This is a genomic window from Bacillus sp. AK124, from assembly GCF_053903085.1.
The window spans coordinates 2,946,090-2,963,460 of the sequence record NZ_CP096378.1 but is presented as its reverse complement, the minus strand read 5'-3'; the positions used below and the strand labels follow the sequence as shown (position 1 = coordinate 2,963,460).

The window sequence follows — 17,371 nt, the reverse complement described above, 5'->3', positions numbered from 1 at the left end:
TAAAAGGATGGTGTCATATGACTGAACATGTACAAACAACGCTGGCGCAAATCGGCAACCGCAGTGATGAAATAACGGGAACTGTCAATCCTCCCGTTTATTTCTCTTCTGCGTACAGGCACAAAGGGATCGGGGAATCCACAGGGTTTGATTACATTCGCACAAAAAATCCGACAAGACAGCTTGTTGAAGATGCAATCGCGAAACTCGAAGGGGGAACGCGCGGCTTTGCGTTCAGTTCCGGTATGGCTGCCATTCAGACGATCATGGCTCTGTTTCAAAGCGGGGATGAGCTCATCGTTTCGTCCGATTTATATGGGGGAACGTACCGCCTTTTTGAAAACGAATGGAAGAAATACGGACTTCGCTTTTTCTACGACGATTTTTCAGACGAAGACTGTATCAAGTCGAAAATCACGAACAATACAAAGGCACTGTTTGTAGAAACGCCGACAAATCCGCTCATGCAGGAAGCTGATATTCAAAAAATCGCGCAAATCGCCAAAGAGCACGACTTGCTGCTCATTGTTGACAATACGTTCTATACACCGGTTCTGCAAAAGCCGATTGAGCTCGGCGCTGATCTTGTCATTCACAGCGCGACGAAGTATTTGGGCGGTCATAACGATCTTTTGGCGGGGCTTGTCGTTGCAAAAGGCGAAGAGCTGTCTGAGGAAATGTTCCAGCACCAAAACGCCATCGGCGCGGTTTTATCGCCGTTCGATTCATGGCTCTTAATGAGAGGGATGAAGACGCTCGCTCTCAGGATGAGACAGCATCAGGAAAACGCGCGGGAACTTGCGGCCTTTTTGGAAGAGCAGGAGGAAATTGCCGATGTTCTTTATCCGGGAAAAGGCGGCATGCTGTCATTCCGCGTTCAAAAAGAAGAATGGGTTAATCCGTTGCTGAAAAATCTCAAGACGATCTGTTTCGCCGAAAGCCTCGGCGGAGTCGAAAGCTTCATCACCTATCCGGCGACACAGACCCATATGGATATCCCGGAAGACATCCGAATTGCAAACGGCGTCTGCAACAGACTTCTGCGCTTTTCAGTCGGAATCGAACACGTCTCCGATTTAAAGCAGGATCTAAAAGCTGCGCTGGAAAAAGTAAAAGGGGAGGCGGTTCCGCATGAGTCATGAAAACTGGACGCTTGAAACACGGCTTGTTCATAACCAAAATAAAACGGACGGAGCAACCGGAGCCGTCAGCGTGCCGATCCAGCACGCCTCAACCTTTCATCAAGGCTCTTTTGACAAATTCGGCGAATATGACTACAGCCGGTCAGGAACACCGACAAGAACGGCGCTTGAAGACACGATAGCCGAGCTTGAGGGAGGGACGAGGGGATTTGCTTTTTCATCCGGAATGGCCGCGATTTCCACCGCCTTTCTGCTTTTGTCAAAGGGCGATCACGTGCTTGTCACAAAAGATGTGTACGGCGGCACTTACCGGATGATTACGGAAGTGCTGAGCCGCTTCGGGATTGAACATACTTTCGTCGATATGACGGATTTAAATGAAATTGCTTTAAACATAAGGGAAAATACAAAAGTCATCTACCTTGAAACACCGTCAAATCCGACGCTCGGCATTACGGATATCAGAGGCGTCGTCAAGCTTGCCAAGGCGCACGGCTGTCTGACGTTTCTTGACAACACGTTTATGACCCCGGCGCTGCAGCGGCCGCTCGAGCTCGGCGTCGATGTTGTGCTACACAGCGCGACGAAGTTTTTAAGCGGACACAGCGACGTATTATCAGGACTTGCCGTTGTGAAAGACAAAAAGCTCGGGGAAGAACTTTATAAGCTGCAAAATTCGTTCGGCGCTGTTCTCGGCGTCCAAGACTGCTGGCTTGTGCTGAGAGGGCTGAAAACACTGCAGGTTCGGCTTGAAAAAGCATCTCGAACAGCTCAGCAGCTCGCTGAATTTTTTGAAAAGCATCCGGCCGTCAAACAAGTGTATTATCCGGGGCTGTCTTCGCATCCGGGTGCGTCAGTTCACAGGCACCAGTCATATGGCGCCGGCGCCGTCCTTTCGTTCGAGCTGGAGAATGCAGAAGCCGTGAAAAAGATTGTGGAACGCGTCTCTCTTCCGGTCTTTGCCGTCAGTCTCGGCGCTGTGGAGTCGATCCTTTCCTATCCGGCAAAAATGTCACACGCCGCTATGCCGAAAGAAGAGCGGGAAAAACGGGGGATTACCGACGGCCTTCTGCGGCTGAGCGTCGGTGTGGAACATGCCGATGATTTGCAGGCCGATTTTGCCCGTGCATTGGAAGCCGTATCCGGAGCGTTCGCCCGATCATAAAAGAAGCCGCAGACTCTTCAGGGAATCTGCGGCTTTTTTTGCGTTTAAACCAGGGTAGAAAACCATGTGCCCAAGAGGGTGCCGACATAATTGCCGATCAGATATCCGAACGTCCCGACCAGCATAACCGGAGCGACGAGGCTCTGCCAGCCTTTGGCGATCGCCATCGCCGCCGCTGTTGTCGGACCGCCGACAGATGCGTTGCAGGCCAAGAGAATTTCCTCGAGCCGAAAACGCAACAGCTTTCCTGCGGCAAGCGTTACGAGCAGGTTGGACATGGCAACCACAAACACAAATGCCAAAAGGAGCGGTGCGTTCATGAGAATGATCCGCAAGTCTGCCGGAATGCCGATCACCACAAAGAATAAGTAAATCAAATAAGTCCCGATTTCCTGTGTGCCGCGCAGCCGTTCAAAATAGCGGGGAAAGGCGATTGTCAGCAAAATTGTCAGCGTCGTCAGCAGCAGGAACTGGTCACCCAAGATAAAGGCAAGAAACTGAAACCCGCCGTCAGAAGAAAAACGCTCTTTGAAAAAGGCCGCTGTTTTTACAGACACAGCAACGATCGCGAAGGCGGTTCCGATGTTTAAAGCAATGTCCTGCAAGGACATCTCTTTTCTTTTCCAATAGGCTTCCGCCTGATTTTTGCTGCCGGCCGTCTCTTCATGAACGCCAAAGCGCTTTTGAAACCATTTAAGCGCCGGTATCCCCATTAAAATGAAAAAAAGAAGAGCCATCATAAAATTATCCGCAACCACCGTCGATGATACATATTCACCGGGAGTTGAGAACTTCGCGGCCATCGCCGCAAAATTCACGCCTCCGCCGATATAAGAGGCACTGATCATCCCGCCGATTTTCTCAAGGTGCGGAATCTGCTGCTTAAACAGAAAAAAAGCAATCACGCTTCCGGCAGCAGTGCCCAGGGCGCTGATGCAAAAGATCATCAAAAGCCTGCCGCTTTCTTTCAGGATCTTCCGCACATTGATTTGAAAAAGCAGCAAAGGTATCGCAAGCGGAACAACATAGGACCACACCGCATCATAGACGGGCGACTCGGCCGGAAGAATCCCCGCATTCGTAAACAGCATTGATCCGCCCAGCGCCAGTACAGCCCCCGATACTGCCGCAGCCCAGCGATACCGCTGCTCCAAATAAATACTCACCGCCGCCCACACCGCAATAAACCCCCAAAGCATCCATGCATCATCCGCTGAAATGAGTGAAGAATTCATTATATTCCCCCTATTCTCATCCTATATTTTTAATTATCAGATAATTAAATAGTGTAAAACGGAATGTCCAATTGATCAATCACGAAAAAATAGTCACCATGTTGACAAAATTAACGAGTAAGAGTATTGTATATTCGTCAGCATGTTGACTATATTCAAAGGAGAGAACAAATGGATACCAACAGCTTAATCAACGAATTACATTTGATGCAGCAAAGCTATGCGACATTGTTTTCAGTTGTCAATAAGGTGCAAACCCGAGGTGATGAATACATGGAAATATTAACTTCGAGGCAACACATGGCACTCATCGCCATCGCGCATTTGCCGACTGAAACTGCCACGCTTACGAATATCTCCAAAAAGCTTGGCACAACCAAACAGACCGCCAACAAGCTGATGACAGGTCTGATCAAAAAAGGTTATGTTAAATCAGTGCCAAATCAAAAAGACAAACGCTCTATTAATATTGAAATGACCGCTGAAGGAAAGAAAGCGCTGGTGGATTGTTCCGAAAGGTCCGTCTATTTCTTGGCTGACTTGTTTCAGCAGTTTGCTGCCGAAGAGGTTGCGACATTTTGGTGGCTGCTGCAAAAGCTTTACCGTTTTGACGGTGAAGAACAAGACGGCTTTGAGGAGAATGCAAACATTCAGCTTGGCGTAGGAAATTCATTAGATACAGAAAAGATTCTCGGAGAATTTGAGAAACGCCGCTACGGAGGAGAAAATGATGAAAAATAATCTTTATGTAAAAGCAACAACTTTTAAAATCAAAGGAAAGGAGAAGCTCTATCATGCAAAAGATAAATTCCTGCAGACAAAGGAAACCATTCGCCGCGGCACAAAATTAGACAGGACAGGACCCTTTTTCTCAAGCTGCATTGCTCTGATCATCATTGGATATTCCTGGGGGACAAAGGCGGAATGGCTCGTCTGGTTAGGGGCGGCAAGTCTTTTGAGCAACGTTTTATTGCTGTTTGCAACATTTTTTCGCCGAAATCAAAAATCGATTTGACATTCGTTTGTGCTGGGGCTAATGAGTCGCACCGTAGATCAATGAGTGACTTGTGAAAAGGATGTTGAAACTTATTAGAATTGTAGACTAGCGATTTCAAAGACAAGAAGCAGTCTTGTCTTTTTTTAGTTGAAACCTCTTATTTCCATATGCGTATAAAGAAAGGGAGGTGGAAAAGTGAAACAGAAAAAAAGAGAACAACTTGTTAACCTGTTTAGTGTGTTAAATGAAAAAAAGCAGATCAACGCGGCGGTATTAGTCGCTGAAGACGGAGACATTCTTTTTCAAGGCGCCTTCGGTTATGCAAACTTGGCAGATAAGCGTTTATTGCAGGAGGATTCCTTATTTGAATTAGCATCGCTATCCAAGCCGTTCACTGCTTTGGGCATCCGTCAATTAGCACAGCAAGGGGTATTGAATATTGAGGATCCCGTAGAACGGTGGATAACCGGATTTCCTTATCAAGGCATAACGATTCACGATTTGTTGACACATACGGCGGGTCTGCCCGATTATATGGAGTGGTTTTTACAACATTGGGATCATAACAAGATTGCTGTTAATCAAGATATCGTTGATATGCTGATGAATCATCAGCCGCAACGCTATTTTGCCCCGGGTGAAGGTTGGCTGTACAGCAATACGGGATATGTGCTGCTTGCGGTTATCATTGAAAAGGCATCCGGTCTGAGTTTTGCCGAATATATGAAAAAAAATATCTTTGAACCGGTGGAAATGCGGAACTCAAGGGTGTATAACAGAAGGCTTCAACCTGAAACCATTGAGAACTATGCGTATGGATATGTGTATGACGTGCATACAGAACAGTACGTTCTGCCTGATGATGTTGAAGAAACAAAATATGTCTCCTATCTTGACGGGATTCAGGGGGACGGAACCGTAAACTCAACCATTCATGACTTATATTTGTTTGACCAGGCCTTATATACAGATTGTTTGATCAATCAAGTCTCAAAAGAGCTTGCTTTTACTCCCGCGTCTCTGAAAAACGGAGAGTCTGTAGATTACGGGTGTGGATGGGTGCTTCGGGACAGTCCTGAAACAGGGCGAATTGTCGGTCACAGCGGCGGCTGGCCAGGCTATTCAACCGTAATGATCCGATATATCGATCAACGAAAAACCTTCATTTATTTGAGCAATGTGGAACAGGATGATGAATATGAACAGGCCATCTTTGAAGCCGTTGAAAATATCCTGTTTGACAAGGCCTACAAAATCCCTGATCGCCCTGCCGATAAAAAGAAAAAAGAGATCGATCCGGCCATTTACAAAAGATATGTCGGAAGTTATTCACTTCAGGATGGCACCGCCGCTGATGTGACAGTTGATAAGAACCGGCTTTATATGCAAATCACCGGACAGATCCGTTTTGAATTATTTCCAGCTTCGGAAACGCGCTTTTTCCTCAGGTCATTGTCTGTTGAAGTGGAATTTATTTTGGAGGATGGTGTCGCAACCCGCTTGATTATTTATCAAAATGGCGCAGAGGAAGAAGCGGTGCGGATAGTGGAATCAAGCAGCAAGGTATGAACGTTGTTTGTCAGGAAGAAAATTAATCGTTTCTGATGCCATCTATAAGGAGGTTCATGAGGCTGAACAAATTTAATTTTATAAAAAATAGTCATCATGAGTTTTATGAGTTAAAAGAAAACGATCTAATAAAAGCGGAAGATAGACTTGGTTTCCGATTTCCTAAAGAACTCAGAGAATTTTATTTAGAAATTGGGTACGGGTTTATAAGAGGGAATAAAAGTGCAATAAACAGATTTTTAGATCCCGCTACTATCACAGATATCACTTTAAGGGAAGATATTTACGAATTTGACCCTGATTTAGATGATATATATGAAGATGAAGACAGGCTTGTTTTTTATGAGGTAAATGAAGGTGTATATTTAACGCTTGATTTAAATGATACCGATAAGTCATCGGTATTCTTTTTTGATAAAAAAATAGCTGACTCTATAGAGGGATTTATCAAAAAAGTTGATCAAAATGATCGATACTTTGAAGATATGGAAGAGATGGAGTTCTTACAAAGCTGGACTGCTAAAACAACAGAAAAAACCGAGCAGAAAAATATCTGCTCGGTTTAAAAACTAATACCTCGGCCATCCTTTGGAATCCCAGTATAAATCATTAATCAGCAGCTTAGGCGCTCCATTGTCAAGCGCATCATAACCATGTCTGACGATGATGTTGCCGTTCACGATATCTGCGCCGCCCGGGCCCTTCCATTGGTTGTTTCCAGAGTCGAGGATGGTGCCTCCGCCTTCCGTCATTTTCTTGCCGCTTTTGTCATAGTAAGGTCCCGTAATTTTTGTTGAGCGGCCGTAAGCGATTTTATACGTGCTGTTCACACCTTGACAGCATTTATCGAACGAAACGAATAAATAATAGTAGCCGTTTTTATATGTGATAGACGGCGCTTCAACCGCTCCGCCATGGCTCGGCCTTGATGCGATCGAATAAACCTTCCCTGTAGGTTTCATCGTTTTTTTATCAAGCTTTGTCAGCTTGATGCCGCTCCAAAACGAGCCGAAGGACAGCCACGGATTTCCTTCTTTATCAATGACTAACTCAGGGTCGATCGCATTATAATTGTTCGAGGTCGTCGTCCGGGTGACAAGCCCGTCGTCGCGCCAATTTCCGGAAGAGATCCGGTCTGTTGAAGCCAGTCCGATCGCCGAAGTATTGGAGCCGAACGCGGATACCGCATAATAAAGCCAATAGCGACCATTGTAATAGCTGATATCAGGCGCCCATTGGTTTTTTTCATGGTTTGGCACGTACTTTTTCCACCATGATAATGGAGTTGTAAAAATACTTGGCGCTGGGCTCCACGTTTTTCCGTCTGTCGATTTGATGACGCGGATTCCATTGCCGATACCAGTACCGAATGTATACCATGTATTTCCTTCTTTAATCATGGAAGGATCATGAATAACGTTGTCTCCTTTTGTATCCCAAAAAGCCGCTGATGTTGGCTCAGCTCCCGAAAAAATAAGCAGAAAAAATAAAATAAAACCAGAAATAATCGTCTTAGCCACAGTTGTTCTCCTTTCAAATCTCGATGTCCTTTAACAATCGGTCCTCCTTTGAGAAATATTTCCCAACAACACGCACTTTATTTTAGCAGGGGTTCGGTCTCTCTCAATCAGACAAAGGACTTGTTTTGTAGTCCTGAAATAAAGTGAAAAACCCAGAAAATATCCATATTTAAAAAACAATCAAACAAAAGTCATTTTTTCGTCTGAATTGTAAAGAGTTGGAAGTGATTAATTCGACTTATTTTGGAGTATTTTGGATGTTGTGAATTATGAACAAATAATGTGGATGTTCAAAAGCGTTGGAAGAAGAAGCACGGTTTACGCTCGAATATTTTCATTTATCCCGAGAGGTGAATGACACTATTAGTTGATTTAGTGGGTTGAAATTGGTAATATGAATTTGAAGATAGACTGTCAAAATCATAAAAAGACCACAGGTGTGTCATCAACGTATCGCTCAAACGTTCAGGTGTATTTTTTAAAAAGAAATGCATAAAATAAAAAAGACCCGACTGCGCCAACAGTCGAGTCGAGTGTACAAAGCGGCCCAACAAGGGCTTGGCTCAGTCATTTTAAATATAGACTTCCCTTTGAACTTTACCAGGGCTCAAGGGAAGTCTATTTTTCTTTCTTCGACAACACGGCAATTAACATGCCGAAAGCAATCATTAACGAGATTGTTTCGTATGCTGTCATAAGCATCACCCCCTTTCATAGGGGATGAGCCAACTTCCCTTGAGTGAGCCCGAACTTTGTACAAACAATATTTTACCATAACTCTTTCGATCAGCGACTGTTTTTTGTTGAATGAAGACATATAGAGTATGAGAGGTAAGAATGGAAAAAATCAAACGCAAAAACGGCAGGAACTCCGTTGAAAATCAACGTTTTCCTGCCGTTCGATTCGGTATGATTCCGACTGGGCTCGAACCAGCGACCTCTACCCTGTAAAGGTAGGCGATAGCAATCCTATAAGTCAACGGTCAGTCAGTGGTATGTTAACGAAAAAAGACGCCTATTTTGGCGCCTCTATCTCGTCTTAAATCCGTTCACAAAGCTCTCTCCGTCCTTTTCTGTCGCAATAAGCTGCTGGGCGCTTTGGCTGATTCGCTGAGCGAGCGCCTGCCGCGCTTTTCCTTCGAAGCTGTAGAGAAGCGATGAATAAACGCTGTTCATTTCTTTTTGTATATCGTCTATTTTAAACTTCGGTCTTAGTGTCGTTTTAATGCCTTCAAGCTTAGTTGCGGCCGTTACTCTCATGCCCGTTTTCAGCATTTGAAGCTGATTGCGTCGTATGAGGAGCGTATCTTCTTGATCACCGTTTAAGTTGTTGAGTGAGGCGAGTTTATTGAAATTTTCCATTATGTCATCTCCTAAAGCTTAAGCCAGTTTGCCAGCATTTTATCTTTCGATTTAAAATCTTTTTCGATCTGCGCAAGGTACCCGCTGATGTCTTCTAAATCTGAAATCGTATTTTTTAATGAGGCGATGTACGCTTTTTCGGCATGAACATCGTAAAAGAGCGGATTGCCTTTTTTGTCAAACGACTGCGCCAGGTTTTTCAGCGTATTGTTTACATCTTCGAGTGTCAGCTTGTCGTATAAACCGTGGCCGACCTGACGGTAGGTATCGTGTTTCAGATCGTTGATCTCGGCGTCGTGTTCCTGATAAGCGTTTTCGGCTTCCCGTTTCATCGTCCGGAGATCGTTGATCATCGCATTTACTTTTTGCGCGAGCTGCTTAGCGACTTCGGGTGTTACTTTAATTGCGCCACTTCCGGATGCAACTTCCGGTGGAAGCATTGCTTTTAAATTTTTATCGTATACGAGCTCATCGCCCTCTATATTTTGAACATTGCCGTTTTCGTCGAAGGTAAAGTTGCCTTTGTTGAGTCCGTGTGTATCCGGCATTCCCATTGCTGTCGTAGCAATGTAGTCTACAGCGACATTAAACACTGTGCCAAATATACCGCCGTTATACTTCGGATCTAGTCGTATTTGTCGTTCCACACGCGAAGTAGAGGGGTCTTTGGTATATATTGTTCTGCCTGCGTGTCGTTCGTACTCATCCCACCAGCCAGAACCAGTCATATCATCCGGATTGACAATCGCTTTTACAGACGAGTCATATTTGCCGCTTCGGATCTCCTTTTGCTTTTCTTCAGCATGCAATTTAACGACGGAAGGATTGTTGAATGCGACTGCGCATATATCATTGTTCACAGCGCTGTATTCAGCCTCTGCGCCGCCAAGAGAGTGTCCGGTTGTTGAAATAACCGTCGAGGTGCCTTTATACTTTTGTTTAACTTCCCGTACCAGATCGTCAGCTTGCCCGATTTGGGACGTTTTCGTAATTAATTTGTATTTACCGGTGCTAAGCATCGCGTCTTGTGAGGGGGTTGCGTTGTATTTTCCTATTGTTTTTGATGTATCCTTCGCATCTTTTTCGATTATGTATTGCGATTTCTTTTTCGGATCAAGACCCATAACAACGTTACCGCCGTCAGCGTCAACAACATCTTGAAAGAATTGGCTTTTAGGATCAGTTCCTGCGAAGGCTACGACGACATTTTTAGGGTTATCTGATTTTACCCACTTACCACCTTCAGTTTTTTTGCCCTGGGAAAAAACTACGGCATCTAGTCCTGTATCATGGTCTCTCTTAATCTTTTCGACAAACCAATAGGTTTTTTGATCTGTTTGTATTGGTTTCCCTGTCTTTAACTTACTATCTAATCTATCGCGATTGTAAGATTCTTGACTTAGCGTATAATAAGTTTTATCTGTTATTTTTGGAACTTTTATCTTGTCGCTCATATACATCGCCTCTTTATTTTTGTAAAATAGGATAAGAAAGGGTTGATTTTCAAATGAAAAAGTACATAATTATCCTTATTTTAATAATTATAGCAGTTGGGGGATTTTTTATGAAGCATCAGCACGATCAAAAAGAAAAAGAGATTGCTTTATTTGAAGAAGCTCAGAATCATATGGAAAAGTTTTTAAAAACCAATTATAAAGATGTTGATAATATCCACTTTTCCGATGATTATTATATTAATCCAATGGGAGGTATAACAGTAGAGGGACATACGAACGGAGATAAAGAGTTTGAAGGTTTGTATGATCCGGGAAATAAAGAAATATTGTCATATACCGTGGATGCTGAACCTAAAGAAGAATGTAAAGATGAGTTGTGTACTCGATGATAGAATAATAGCCCGCTCACCAGAGACGGGCTTTTTTCTTTATATGCGCTTTTTCATGCCCTACCGCACTATATGGTTTACTGTTCGTCTTTAATCTCCTTAACATACTCTATAGGCACGTTTAATCCTCTACTAATAATAAATAATGTTGTGATGTCATATCTGTTATTCGTTTTAAATCTGCTTATTGTTGCCTCTGTAGTACCAACCAACTCAGCTAATTCCTTTTGACTTTGAATTCCCTTTTCTTTCATAACCTCAATCGATCGGCAGGTCATCAGCTTGGACTCGCGATTTATCTTTATGAAAAGACGAATCTGAGTGTTCGCATGACTTACATCATCCCGGGAACAAGCAACTATACCCTGAAGGGTTATGAAGATGTCATTGTATTAGAAAATAATGACCGAGACGCTCAGAAGGTTGATTTATTAGCTGCCTCTCCGCGACTTATGTTGACCAATAACGGAGAAACAGACGTGAAAATTAAAAACCTTGTGGTTACTCATTTCTTGTAAGATCACGCCGTAAAAAACGGTGTTTTTATTTTGCCTCGGAGGAGGTGAAAACGATGTGAGAACGGGAGGATTAAGGGAGATGTCGCAAACAAACGAATACGAAGTTTTTCAGAAAGAGATTAAAGAGATCAAGGCGGATCAAAAAACGCTTGAGAAACGTGTCAGCACCCTGGAAAGAACTTCTGAACGCCATGATCAGCAGATTATCTCTATCAATGAAAAGCTGAACAAGATCGAGGAAAACACAACTTGGATCAAGCGCAGTATCACCGGCGCGATCATTACAGCGGTCAGCACCGGCATCATTGGCGGCGCAATCGCTGTTTTTTATAATCTACTGCAGAAATAAGGAGGTAAACACAATATGAAAAACTTAGACAAAGGCACGGTCATCAGGACGGTGCTTCTTTTTGTTGCATTGGTAAACCAGACATTGATCATGTTTGGAAAATCAGCTTTGCCGATCAGCGAGGATCAGGTCAATACGTTGGCCGACGCTTTGTATTTGGCCGGCTCCACGATTTTTACAATCGTCACGACGTTGGTCGCTTGGTTCAAAAACAACTATGTCACAAGCAAAGGAAAGTTGCAGAAAGAGACTTTGAAACAAAAGGGATTAACGAAATGAGGTTGCCGGCTGGCAGCCTTTTTTATTTAAAACAAAATTGGAGGAGTTCAAATGGTTAAAGTCGTGAAAAACTTTGTGAAAGTCAATCAATATACTCGTCCAGGGCTGAAGTTGGCAGGAGTGAAAGGGATTGTCATGCACTATACGGCGACGCCGGGCGCTTCTGCATTGAATGAGAGGGATTACTTCAATGGCACATGTATAGCCATTAAACGCAAAGCTTCAGCTCATTATTTTGTGGACCGTAAAGAAGCGCAGCACATCATTCCTGAAAATGAAGTCGCGTACCATGCACATGATAAAAACCGCTGTTATGTGAGTTTTCTTAAACCGAACGCCAACACAAAGTCAATCAGCGTTGAAATGTGTGTCGAAAAAGACGGCATGATTCACAGTGAAACGGTTCAGAATGCCGCTGAATTGGTTGCCGACCTGTGCAAGCGTTACGGTCTTTCTACTAACAAAATCGTCCGCCATTACGATGTAACAAACAAAATTTGTCCGGCACCGTGGGTGAGCGATTCCAGCCAGCTGACGACATTCAGGAAAAAAGTCGATTCCCTGCTTGGAAATAAAACGGTGTCAAAGACAACATCATCAACGAGCCAGTCAAGCAAATCCACAGGGACCATTCTGAAAAAAGGGGCGTCCGGTTCCCAGGTCAAGGCGCTGCAGAAACGTTTGATTGCCGCTGGCTTCTCACTGCCGAAATACGGGGCTGATGGGTCTTACGAAAATGAAACGGTGCAAGCTGTCAAAGCGTTACAAAAGAAAGCGGGTATCGCGGTGGATGGAATTTACGGTCCAGCAACGGAAAAGGCCCTTGCAGCCATTGGAGCGAAAAAGAAAAAGCCTTCCTCTAACGGCAAAAAAACATCCTACCCGCTGCCGTCTGGCATCTATAAGGTGAAAAGCCCACTGATGAAAGGGACAGGCGTCCGACAGATTCAAGAGGCTCTAGCTGCCCTCTATTTCTATCCAGACAAAGGAGCGAAGAATAACGGCATAGATGGTTATTACGGACCGAAAACGGCGAACGCAGTCAAACGTTTCCAGTTAATGCACGGGTTGTCTGCAGATGGCATTTATGGATCTGACACTAAAGCAAAGCTTAAAACTTTATTAAAATAGAAATAAAAAACCCCTTCTAAAGTGGAAGGGGTTTTTAAACATGTTCGAATATTCTATATCGAGCTTTTTTAATTAATTCTTTTCGTTTGTTCTTTTGTTGATCTATCAAGTCTGCTTCTCTTTCAAGTTTTGCTAACATCAGTTCCAAATCTTCTTTTGAAATTTTATTGTCATTAAAAAGCTTGGTTATTGCTGTTTTTTGGAGTGTATATTTGCTGTTCAATTTAATCAACTCCTTAGATTAAGATTCAACATTAGCAGCAACTTCATCAACAAAATCATCGAAATCTCTGTCAAGGTTTTGGTCACCAATATCTTCATCTTGTACAAGTTCGTAATATTCACCTAAAATGCCACTTATAATAGAGCAATAAAGTTGTCCTATTTGTAACGTATTATCACTCATTTCTCTTTTTGCGTCAATGGTAACAACTCCCCATTCACTTATTGGAATACATATCAGTGAGCTATATGTATTAGAAGAATCTGATTCTTTCCAGTCAGCATCTTTGGTCACATCAACAATATTTATTGATTCTGATTTTCTAAAACATCGTCCAGCTATAGAGTGATTTATATCTAAAACTCTATTACCCGGATAATCAAGAGGAAAGCCCGAACTTCCACAAAGTAACCTAAGACCTGTGTCATCATTTATCCAAAACCCGCATCTGTGCATTTCGCCAATGTCAGTTTTAATGACAGCGGTAAGTCCCTCCAAAATTTTATTGATGGCATGTAGTACATCATCGCCAGTCGAACCTGATCGGTTTTTTTGTATTAACACTAACAAATCGACAAAGGTTTTAGCATTGGAGATAGCGACAGTTAGTTGTTCTGTAAGTAGCTTATTGTGCAGATTTTCATTTTTAAGTGTTTCTCTTTCTTCTAAAAGCTTGATAACCTTATTTTCTTTATTTGCATTATCAGCAAATCGTTTTACAGCAATATATACAAAAACACCGATAATTATGAGTATAACAATTAGAATAATACTAGAAATGATAAAAAACCAAGGTGGACTCTTGTCCAAAAAAGCTGAAACAATATCTCCCATAGTTTGCATACCCTTCTTTTTCTTCATTATAACATTATTTGGACAAATTTTCGGGGAGAAATTTACTTGGTCTTATTTTAAACTTTGCGTAAATCACATTAAACAGATTCATAAAATTTGTATCCCTTTTAAATACTTCACATGCAGCAGCCTCTGTTTTACTTCATCTATATAATTAACATGTCCTGTTACTTCTTCAATAAAACCGTCTCTGTATACACTAATGATCAGAACCGAGTTGAATTCCATCGCCTCGCATATAACACGTTCCGTGTCTTTTATTTGGGCCATATCAAGAACCGGCTTTTTTCACTCTATTGTGGTAAGTTTCTAATTCTCGAAGCAAACTGACATGCTCCAGCAGCATCAATGTCATTGATTAAAGAAGTTTTTTGCCAACAATTCGCCAACAATTCAATTCATCAGGGCGTATTTAAAGTAATGCATAAAAAAACAAACCCTTGATATACAAGGGTTTGTTGGTATGATTCCGACTGGGCTCGAACCAGCGACCTCTACCCTGTCAAGGTAGCGCTCTCCCAGCTGAGCTACGGAATCATGATATGTAACACTGGGTATTTGTTTTGCTGACAAGTTCTATTATATGCAGATTAGATGGGTTCGTCAACAGTTTTTCGATTTTTTTTTAAAGAACTGGGAAAGAGTCTTGCAGTACGCCGCGCGTTATGAAAATATTGTCTTATATAGAAGTCAAAAGGGAGCAGGAATTGGATGGATCTGATACTTAAAAGTGTTGATAGTATTTTAATCGTATTTTTAGCAATCTTTTTTATGTGGAAATTCGTTTATGAAATTAAACATGAGAAGCGGAAGGCTGTTATCTTGCTTTTGCTGCTCATCAATGTCTATTTTATTGTAAAAGTGTTCAATCTCGTGTTGCAATTGATGTAGCCAATATCAAAATGCAGTTAAGGAGACTAAAAAACCAATGAAAACAGAAAAGCAAAAAATGCTGGACGGAGAGCTTTATCTTGCTTCTGATCCGGTGCTGTGCCATGACAGACTCAAGGCGCGCAACATTATGAATGAATTCAACCATTCGAACGAAATCGACGACAATAAAAGGACCAAGCTGATCAAAGAGCTGTTTGGTTCAACAGGGGAAACGCTCCACATCGAACCGGTGTTTCGCTGTGATTACGGCTTTAATATACATGTCGGGGAAAATTTCTTCGCCAATTTTGACTGTGTTTTCCTCGATGTATGCGAAATCCGGATAGGTGATCATTGTATGCTCGGACCGGGCGTTCATATTTATACGGCGACCCATCCGCTCGATCCGTCCGAAAGGATAAGCGGTGCGGAGTACGGGATACCTGTCATCATCGGACGGAACGTCTGGATTGGCGGCAGAGCGGTCATCAATCCCGGCGTCAAGGTCGGCGACAATGCAGTGATAGCTTCCGGAGCCGTCGTGACAAAAGATGTCCCGGACAATGCCATCGTCGGCGGCAATCCGGCGAAAATAATTAAATACGTTGACGGCAAAAACACCAATTCTATGTGATTGGTGTTTTTATATAGACGCGGTGAATGTTGGAGTTGATCAAACATCCGCGGGAAGGAGATTTCTCCCGCGGATTTAAGTGTTATCGGGTGACCGTAATATTGTTGATGACCAGCTGTCCCAATGAATTGAGATACGAAAATGTCGCTTTGCCTGGGCTGACGGCTTTTACGTACACGCGGTCCGAGGTGACGCTGACGGTAATGGCGCTGCCGCTGTAGGACACGTTTGAAATGCCGACGTATTGATCTTCCTGTCCGACTTTCATCGGCCTGTTGATGACGATCGCCTGAGGGGCGAAGATTCCTTGTGCAGATGCGTGAGAAGAGAGACTTTCAGTTTTAGAGAGTTCCTGGGCTTGTACATGCATGGGACTTCCCGAAACAGCAAGCATACCTGCCAGTAATGATGAAGCAACTAAACTTTTACTTAACCACTTCATAACCATCATCTCTTTTCCTATGTGATAGTTCCAGGATATGGCATCTCCAGCCGGCAGTCAATCGTTTCCAGTGATGATTCACACATTGGACAAACGAAAACAAACATTTCGTGAAGCGGGCAGGAAGAACGGATCATCATTCCGAAGCTGTTCTTTGGTTCAAAGCGTTAATAAAGGTTTTTACATTTTTTTTGTCTTGCATGACGGGTGAATATATATATGAAAGCGTCCTGGTAAAGGTTTGATTTTTCAGCCGGATCACGGAAAGGTTTCCATGCTGCACGTCTCTTTCAATGACGCTTTCAGACAGGAGTGACAGGCCGATGCCTGTCATGAGCGTTTCTTTGATCCCCTGGTTGCTGCTGATCGTCAGAAACGACTTGACTTTCAAACCGTTTGAACGGATGACATGGTTTAAGTATTCGCGTGTACCTGAGCCGACTTCGCGTGTTACCCATGTTTGATTTTGCAGATCGGCCATTGTCACGTCCTGTTTGGCGGCAAGCGGGTGATTACTTGAAGCGGTGATAAACAATTCGTCCTGCATAAAGGCGTGGACAGAAAGCTCTTTTTCATTTGTCTGGCCTTCGATCAAGCCGATGTCCACTTTGTACAGGCGGACGGACTGCACGATTTCTTCCGTGTTTCCAATGACCGCCTTGAGTTCGAGCTCAGGATATTCTTTTTGAAGGTCGAACAAGAGCGATGGCAAAATGTATTCGCCGATTGTGAAGCTTGCACCGATTTTCAGCTCGCCTTTGATCGAGTTGTGGTGATCGAGAATGTCCTGCCGCGTTTGTTCATATATGGTGATCATTTGTTTGGCGCGGTCGTATAAAATTTCACCGGTCGGCGTGATTTTCAAATATTTCGGAGAGCGTTCAAATAATTTCGTCTGGAACTCTTTTTCAAGATTTTTAATGTGCATGCTCACGCTCGGCTGTGACATGAGAAGAAGCTCGGCCGTTTTTGTGAAATTTTTGACTTCTGCAAGGGTAACGAATGTCTTCAGCGCATCATAATGCACACGAATCTCTCCTTTATTAAAAATTTTAATAGCTGTGATAATTAATATATATTTTACTAATGTTGAGTATTCCAGTAAACTTTAAATTAGAATCTTTTTTAGGAATGTTTGGTTTGAAGCAGGCTGACGCCGAGCGGTAAAGGGGACGTGGTGAGTGAGCGCTTACAATATTTCTTTGCAGCAAAGCCGTGATCGACAGATGTT

Annotated in this window: 21 protein-coding genes, 1 tRNA gene and 3 pseudogenes; 13 read left to right on the top strand and 12 right to left on the bottom strand. The window is 43.2% G+C overall.

Features of this window, described 5'->3' with window-relative positions:
- Positions 1-17 precede the first annotated feature (17 nt).
- Both M1E06_RS14915 and metC read left to right on the top strand, forming a co-directional pair.
- On the top strand, positions 18-1,142 hold the full coding sequence (locus tag M1E06_RS14915; RefSeq protein WP_003180736.1) for a methionine biosynthesis PLP-dependent protein: 1,125 nt from the start codon (positions 18-20) through the stop codon (positions 1,140-1,142).
- The gene (gene metC / locus M1E06_RS14910; RefSeq protein WP_020450974.1) at positions 1,132-2,307 is read left to right on the top strand and encodes a cystathionine beta-lyase; all 1,176 of its coding nucleotides are present in this window, start codon (positions 1,132-1,134) and stop codon (positions 2,305-2,307) included. Before M1E06_RS14915 ends, metC begins: the two co-directional genes overlap by 11 nt.
- 44 nt (positions 2,308-2,351) lie before the next feature.
- Here the strand turns inward: metC and M1E06_RS14905 are convergent, their stop codons facing one another.
- Positions 2,352-3,542 (bottom strand): DUF819 family protein, encoded by a 1,191-nt coding sequence (locus M1E06_RS14905; protein WP_020450975.1) that lies wholly within the window; start codon positions 3,540-3,542, stop codon positions 2,352-2,354.
- 171 nt (positions 3,543-3,713) lie between these two features.
- Between M1E06_RS14905 and M1E06_RS14900 the strand changes: the two genes are divergently transcribed.
- The 4 genes and pseudogenes from M1E06_RS14900 to M1E06_RS14885 form a co-directional block, all read left to right on the top strand.
- Positions 3,714-4,283: a MarR family winged helix-turn-helix transcriptional regulator gene (locus M1E06_RS14900; protein ID WP_020450976.1), complete on the top strand. Its 570-nt coding sequence runs from the start codon at positions 3,714-3,716 to the stop codon at positions 4,281-4,283.
- Positions 4,270-4,557 (top strand): hypothetical protein, encoded by a 288-nt coding sequence (locus M1E06_RS14895; RefSeq protein ID WP_224066935.1) that lies wholly within the window; start codon positions 4,270-4,272, stop codon positions 4,555-4,557. The genes M1E06_RS14900 and M1E06_RS14895 overlap by 14 nt, the downstream gene beginning before the upstream one ends.
- A gap of 177 nt (positions 4,558-4,734) precedes the next feature.
- The gene (locus M1E06_RS14890) at positions 4,735-6,108 is read left to right on the top strand and encodes a serine hydrolase (RefSeq protein ID WP_020450977.1); all 1,374 of its coding nucleotides are present in this window, start codon (positions 4,735-4,737) and stop codon (positions 6,106-6,108) included.
- Positions 6,109-6,170: 62 nt separating this feature from the next.
- Positions 6,171-6,602 (top strand): annotated as a pseudogene (locus M1E06_RS14885) (SMI1/KNR4 family protein); the annotation flags it as partial.
- Between the two features lie 75 nt (positions 6,603-6,677).
- On the opposite strand, the gene M1E06_RS14880 reads toward M1E06_RS14885, so the two are convergent.
- The 4 genes from M1E06_RS14880 to M1E06_RS14865 all read right to left on the bottom strand — a co-directional run bounded on the left by M1E06_RS14880 (position 6,678) and on the right by M1E06_RS14865 (position 10,444).
- Complete coding sequence (locus M1E06_RS14880) at positions 6,678-7,628, bottom strand: glycoside hydrolase family 43 protein (protein ID WP_065643371.1); 951 nt, start codon at positions 7,626-7,628, stop codon at positions 6,678-6,680.
- A 618-nt stretch (positions 7,629-8,246) separates the two neighbouring features.
- Positions 8,247-8,297, bottom strand: coding sequence for a hypothetical protein (locus M1E06_RS14875; RefSeq protein WP_228767678.1), 51 nt, complete (start codon positions 8,295-8,297; stop codon positions 8,247-8,249).
- A 360-nt stretch (positions 8,298-8,657) separates the two neighbouring features.
- Positions 8,658-8,990 (bottom strand): hypothetical protein, encoded by a 333-nt coding sequence (locus M1E06_RS14870; protein ID WP_020450980.1) that lies wholly within the window; start codon positions 8,988-8,990, stop codon positions 8,658-8,660.
- Positions 8,991-9,001: 11 nt separating this feature from the next.
- The gene (locus tag M1E06_RS14865; protein ID WP_456270547.1) at positions 9,002-10,444 is read right to left on the bottom strand and encodes a lipase family protein; all 1,443 of its coding nucleotides are present in this window, start codon (positions 10,442-10,444) and stop codon (positions 9,002-9,004) included.
- A 53-nt stretch (positions 10,445-10,497) separates the two neighbouring features.
- On the opposite strand from M1E06_RS14865, the gene M1E06_RS14860 reads away from it, so the two are divergent.
- Positions 10,498-10,836 (top strand): DUF1433 domain-containing protein, encoded by a 339-nt coding sequence (locus M1E06_RS14860; RefSeq protein ID WP_020450982.1) that lies wholly within the window; start codon positions 10,498-10,500, stop codon positions 10,834-10,836.
- A gap of 77 nt (positions 10,837-10,913) precedes the next feature.
- On the opposite strand, the gene M1E06_RS14855 is transcribed toward M1E06_RS14860, so the two are convergent.
- On the bottom strand, positions 10,914-11,090 hold the full coding sequence (locus M1E06_RS14855; protein WP_044805482.1) for a helix-turn-helix domain-containing protein: 177 nt from the start codon (positions 11,088-11,090) through the stop codon (positions 10,914-10,916).
- Positions 11,091-11,433: 343 nt separating this feature from the next.
- Here M1E06_RS14855 and M1E06_RS14850 point away from each other — a divergent pair, with 343 nt between their 5' ends.
- The 4 genes and pseudogenes from M1E06_RS14850 to M1E06_RS14835 all read left to right on the top strand — a co-directional run.
- Positions 11,434-11,703 carry a hemolysin XhlA family protein gene (locus M1E06_RS14850; RefSeq protein ID WP_020450984.1) on the top strand — a complete coding sequence of 90 codons (270 nt, stop codon included), beginning with the start codon at positions 11,434-11,436 and terminating at the stop codon, positions 11,701-11,703.
- 15 nt (positions 11,704-11,718) lie between these two features.
- Positions 11,719-11,982 (top strand): phage holin, encoded by a 264-nt coding sequence (locus tag M1E06_RS14845; RefSeq protein ID WP_020450985.1) that lies wholly within the window; start codon positions 11,719-11,721, stop codon positions 11,980-11,982.
- A 51-nt stretch (positions 11,983-12,033) separates the two neighbouring features.
- Positions 12,034-12,795: pseudogene (locus M1E06_RS14840) on the top strand (peptidoglycan recognition protein family protein); the annotation flags it as partial.
- A 63-nt stretch (positions 12,796-12,858) separates the two neighbouring features.
- Positions 12,859-13,113, top strand: a pseudogene (locus M1E06_RS14835) (peptidoglycan-binding domain-containing protein); the annotation flags it as partial.
- Positions 13,114-13,147: 34 nt separating this feature from the next.
- Here M1E06_RS14835 and M1E06_RS14830 read toward each other — a convergent pair.
- The 4 genes from M1E06_RS14830 to M1E06_RS14815 form a co-directional block, all read right to left on the bottom strand.
- Entirely contained in the window at positions 13,148-13,336 is a 189-nt protein-coding gene (locus M1E06_RS14830; protein WP_026579880.1) for a hypothetical protein, read from the bottom strand.
- 18 nt (positions 13,337-13,354) lie between these two features.
- Positions 13,355-14,170 (bottom strand): GAF domain-containing protein, encoded by an 816-nt coding sequence (locus M1E06_RS14825; RefSeq protein ID WP_026579879.1) that lies wholly within the window; start codon positions 14,168-14,170, stop codon positions 13,355-13,357.
- Between the two features lie 108 nt (positions 14,171-14,278).
- Positions 14,279-14,461 (bottom strand): YolD-like family protein, encoded by a 183-nt coding sequence (locus tag M1E06_RS14820; RefSeq protein WP_020450988.1) that lies wholly within the window; start codon positions 14,459-14,461, stop codon positions 14,279-14,281.
- Between the two features lie 194 nt (positions 14,462-14,655).
- Positions 14,656-14,728 (bottom strand) — tRNA-Val (locus M1E06_RS14815).
- A 174-nt stretch (positions 14,729-14,902) separates the two neighbouring features.
- On the opposite strand from M1E06_RS14815, the gene M1E06_RS14810 reads away from it, so the two are divergent.
- Positions 14,903-15,082 carry a hypothetical protein gene (locus tag M1E06_RS14810; protein ID WP_011197793.1) on the top strand — a complete coding sequence of 60 codons (180 nt, stop codon included), beginning with the start codon at positions 14,903-14,905 and terminating at the stop codon, positions 15,080-15,082.
- A gap of 37 nt (positions 15,083-15,119) precedes the next feature.
- The gene (locus M1E06_RS14805) at positions 15,120-15,698 is read left to right on the top strand and encodes a maltose acetyltransferase domain-containing protein (protein ID WP_020450989.1); all 579 of its coding nucleotides are present in this window, start codon (positions 15,120-15,122) and stop codon (positions 15,696-15,698) included.
- An 82-nt stretch (positions 15,699-15,780) separates the two neighbouring features.
- Here the strand turns inward: M1E06_RS14805 and M1E06_RS14800 are convergent, their stop codons facing one another.
- Both M1E06_RS14800 and M1E06_RS14795 read right to left on the bottom strand, forming a co-directional pair.
- Positions 15,781-16,140, bottom strand: a complete 360-nt coding sequence (locus M1E06_RS14800) for a hypothetical protein (RefSeq protein ID WP_023856697.1) — start codon at positions 16,138-16,140, stop codon at positions 15,781-15,783.
- Positions 16,141-16,276: 136 nt separating this feature from the next.
- Positions 16,277-17,167, bottom strand: a complete 891-nt coding sequence (locus M1E06_RS14795) for a LysR family transcriptional regulator (protein ID WP_020450991.1) — start codon at positions 17,165-17,167, stop codon at positions 16,277-16,279.
- Between the last annotated feature and the right edge of the window lie 204 nt (positions 17,168-17,371).

What these genes read in the sequence shown, in the direction of transcription:
- M1E06_RS14825 (WP_026579879.1), bottom strand. Translation starts at nt 14,170, where the DNA reads ATGGGAGATATTGTTTCAGCTTTTTTGGACAAGAGTCCACCTTGGTTT.
- M1E06_RS14895 (WP_224066935.1), top strand. Translation starts at nt 4,270, where the DNA reads ATGATGAAAAATAATCTTTATGTAAAAGCAACAACTTTTAAAATCAAA.
- M1E06_RS14905 (WP_020450975.1), bottom strand. Translation starts at nt 3,542, where the DNA reads ATGAATTCTTCACTCATTTCAGCGGATGATGCATGGATGCTTTGGGGG.
- M1E06_RS14855 (WP_044805482.1), bottom strand. Translation starts at nt 11,090, where the DNA reads ATGAAAGAAAAGGGAATTCAAAGTCAAAAGGAATTAGCTGAGTTGGTT.
- M1E06_RS14870 (WP_020450980.1), bottom strand. Translation starts at nt 8,990, where the DNA reads ATGGAAAATTTCAATAAACTCGCCTCACTCAACAACTTAAACGGTGAT.
- M1E06_RS14820 (WP_020450988.1), bottom strand. Translation starts at nt 14,461, where the DNA reads ATGGCCCAAATAAAAGACACGGAACGTGTTATATGCGAGGCGATGGAA.
- M1E06_RS14900 (WP_020450976.1), top strand. Translation starts at nt 3,714, where the DNA reads ATGGATACCAACAGCTTAATCAACGAATTACATTTGATGCAGCAAAGC.
- M1E06_RS14845 (WP_020450985.1), top strand. Translation starts at nt 11,719, where the DNA reads ATGAAAAACTTAGACAAAGGCACGGTCATCAGGACGGTGCTTCTTTTT.
- M1E06_RS14860 (WP_020450982.1), top strand. Translation starts at nt 10,498, where the DNA reads ATGAAAAAGTACATAATTATCCTTATTTTAATAATTATAGCAGTTGGG.
- M1E06_RS14865 (WP_456270547.1), bottom strand. Translation starts at nt 10,444, where the DNA reads ATGAGCGACAAGATAAAAGTTCCAAAAATAACAGATAAAACTTATTAT.
- M1E06_RS14915 (WP_003180736.1), top strand. Translation starts at nt 18, where the DNA reads ATGACTGAACATGTACAAACAACGCTGGCGCAAATCGGCAACCGCAGT.
- M1E06_RS14805 (WP_020450989.1), top strand. Translation starts at nt 15,120, where the DNA reads ATGAAAACAGAAAAGCAAAAAATGCTGGACGGAGAGCTTTATCTTGCT.
- M1E06_RS14800 (WP_023856697.1), bottom strand. Translation starts at nt 16,140, where the DNA reads ATGAAGTGGTTAAGTAAAAGTTTAGTTGCTTCATCATTACTGGCAGGT.
- M1E06_RS14850 (WP_020450984.1), top strand. Translation starts at nt 11,434, where the DNA reads ATGTCGCAAACAAACGAATACGAAGTTTTTCAGAAAGAGATTAAAGAG.
- metC (WP_020450974.1), top strand. Translation starts at nt 1,132, where the DNA reads ATGAGTCATGAAAACTGGACGCTTGAAACACGGCTTGTTCATAACCAA.
- M1E06_RS14810 (WP_011197793.1), top strand. Translation starts at nt 14,903, where the DNA reads ATGGATCTGATACTTAAAAGTGTTGATAGTATTTTAATCGTATTTTTA.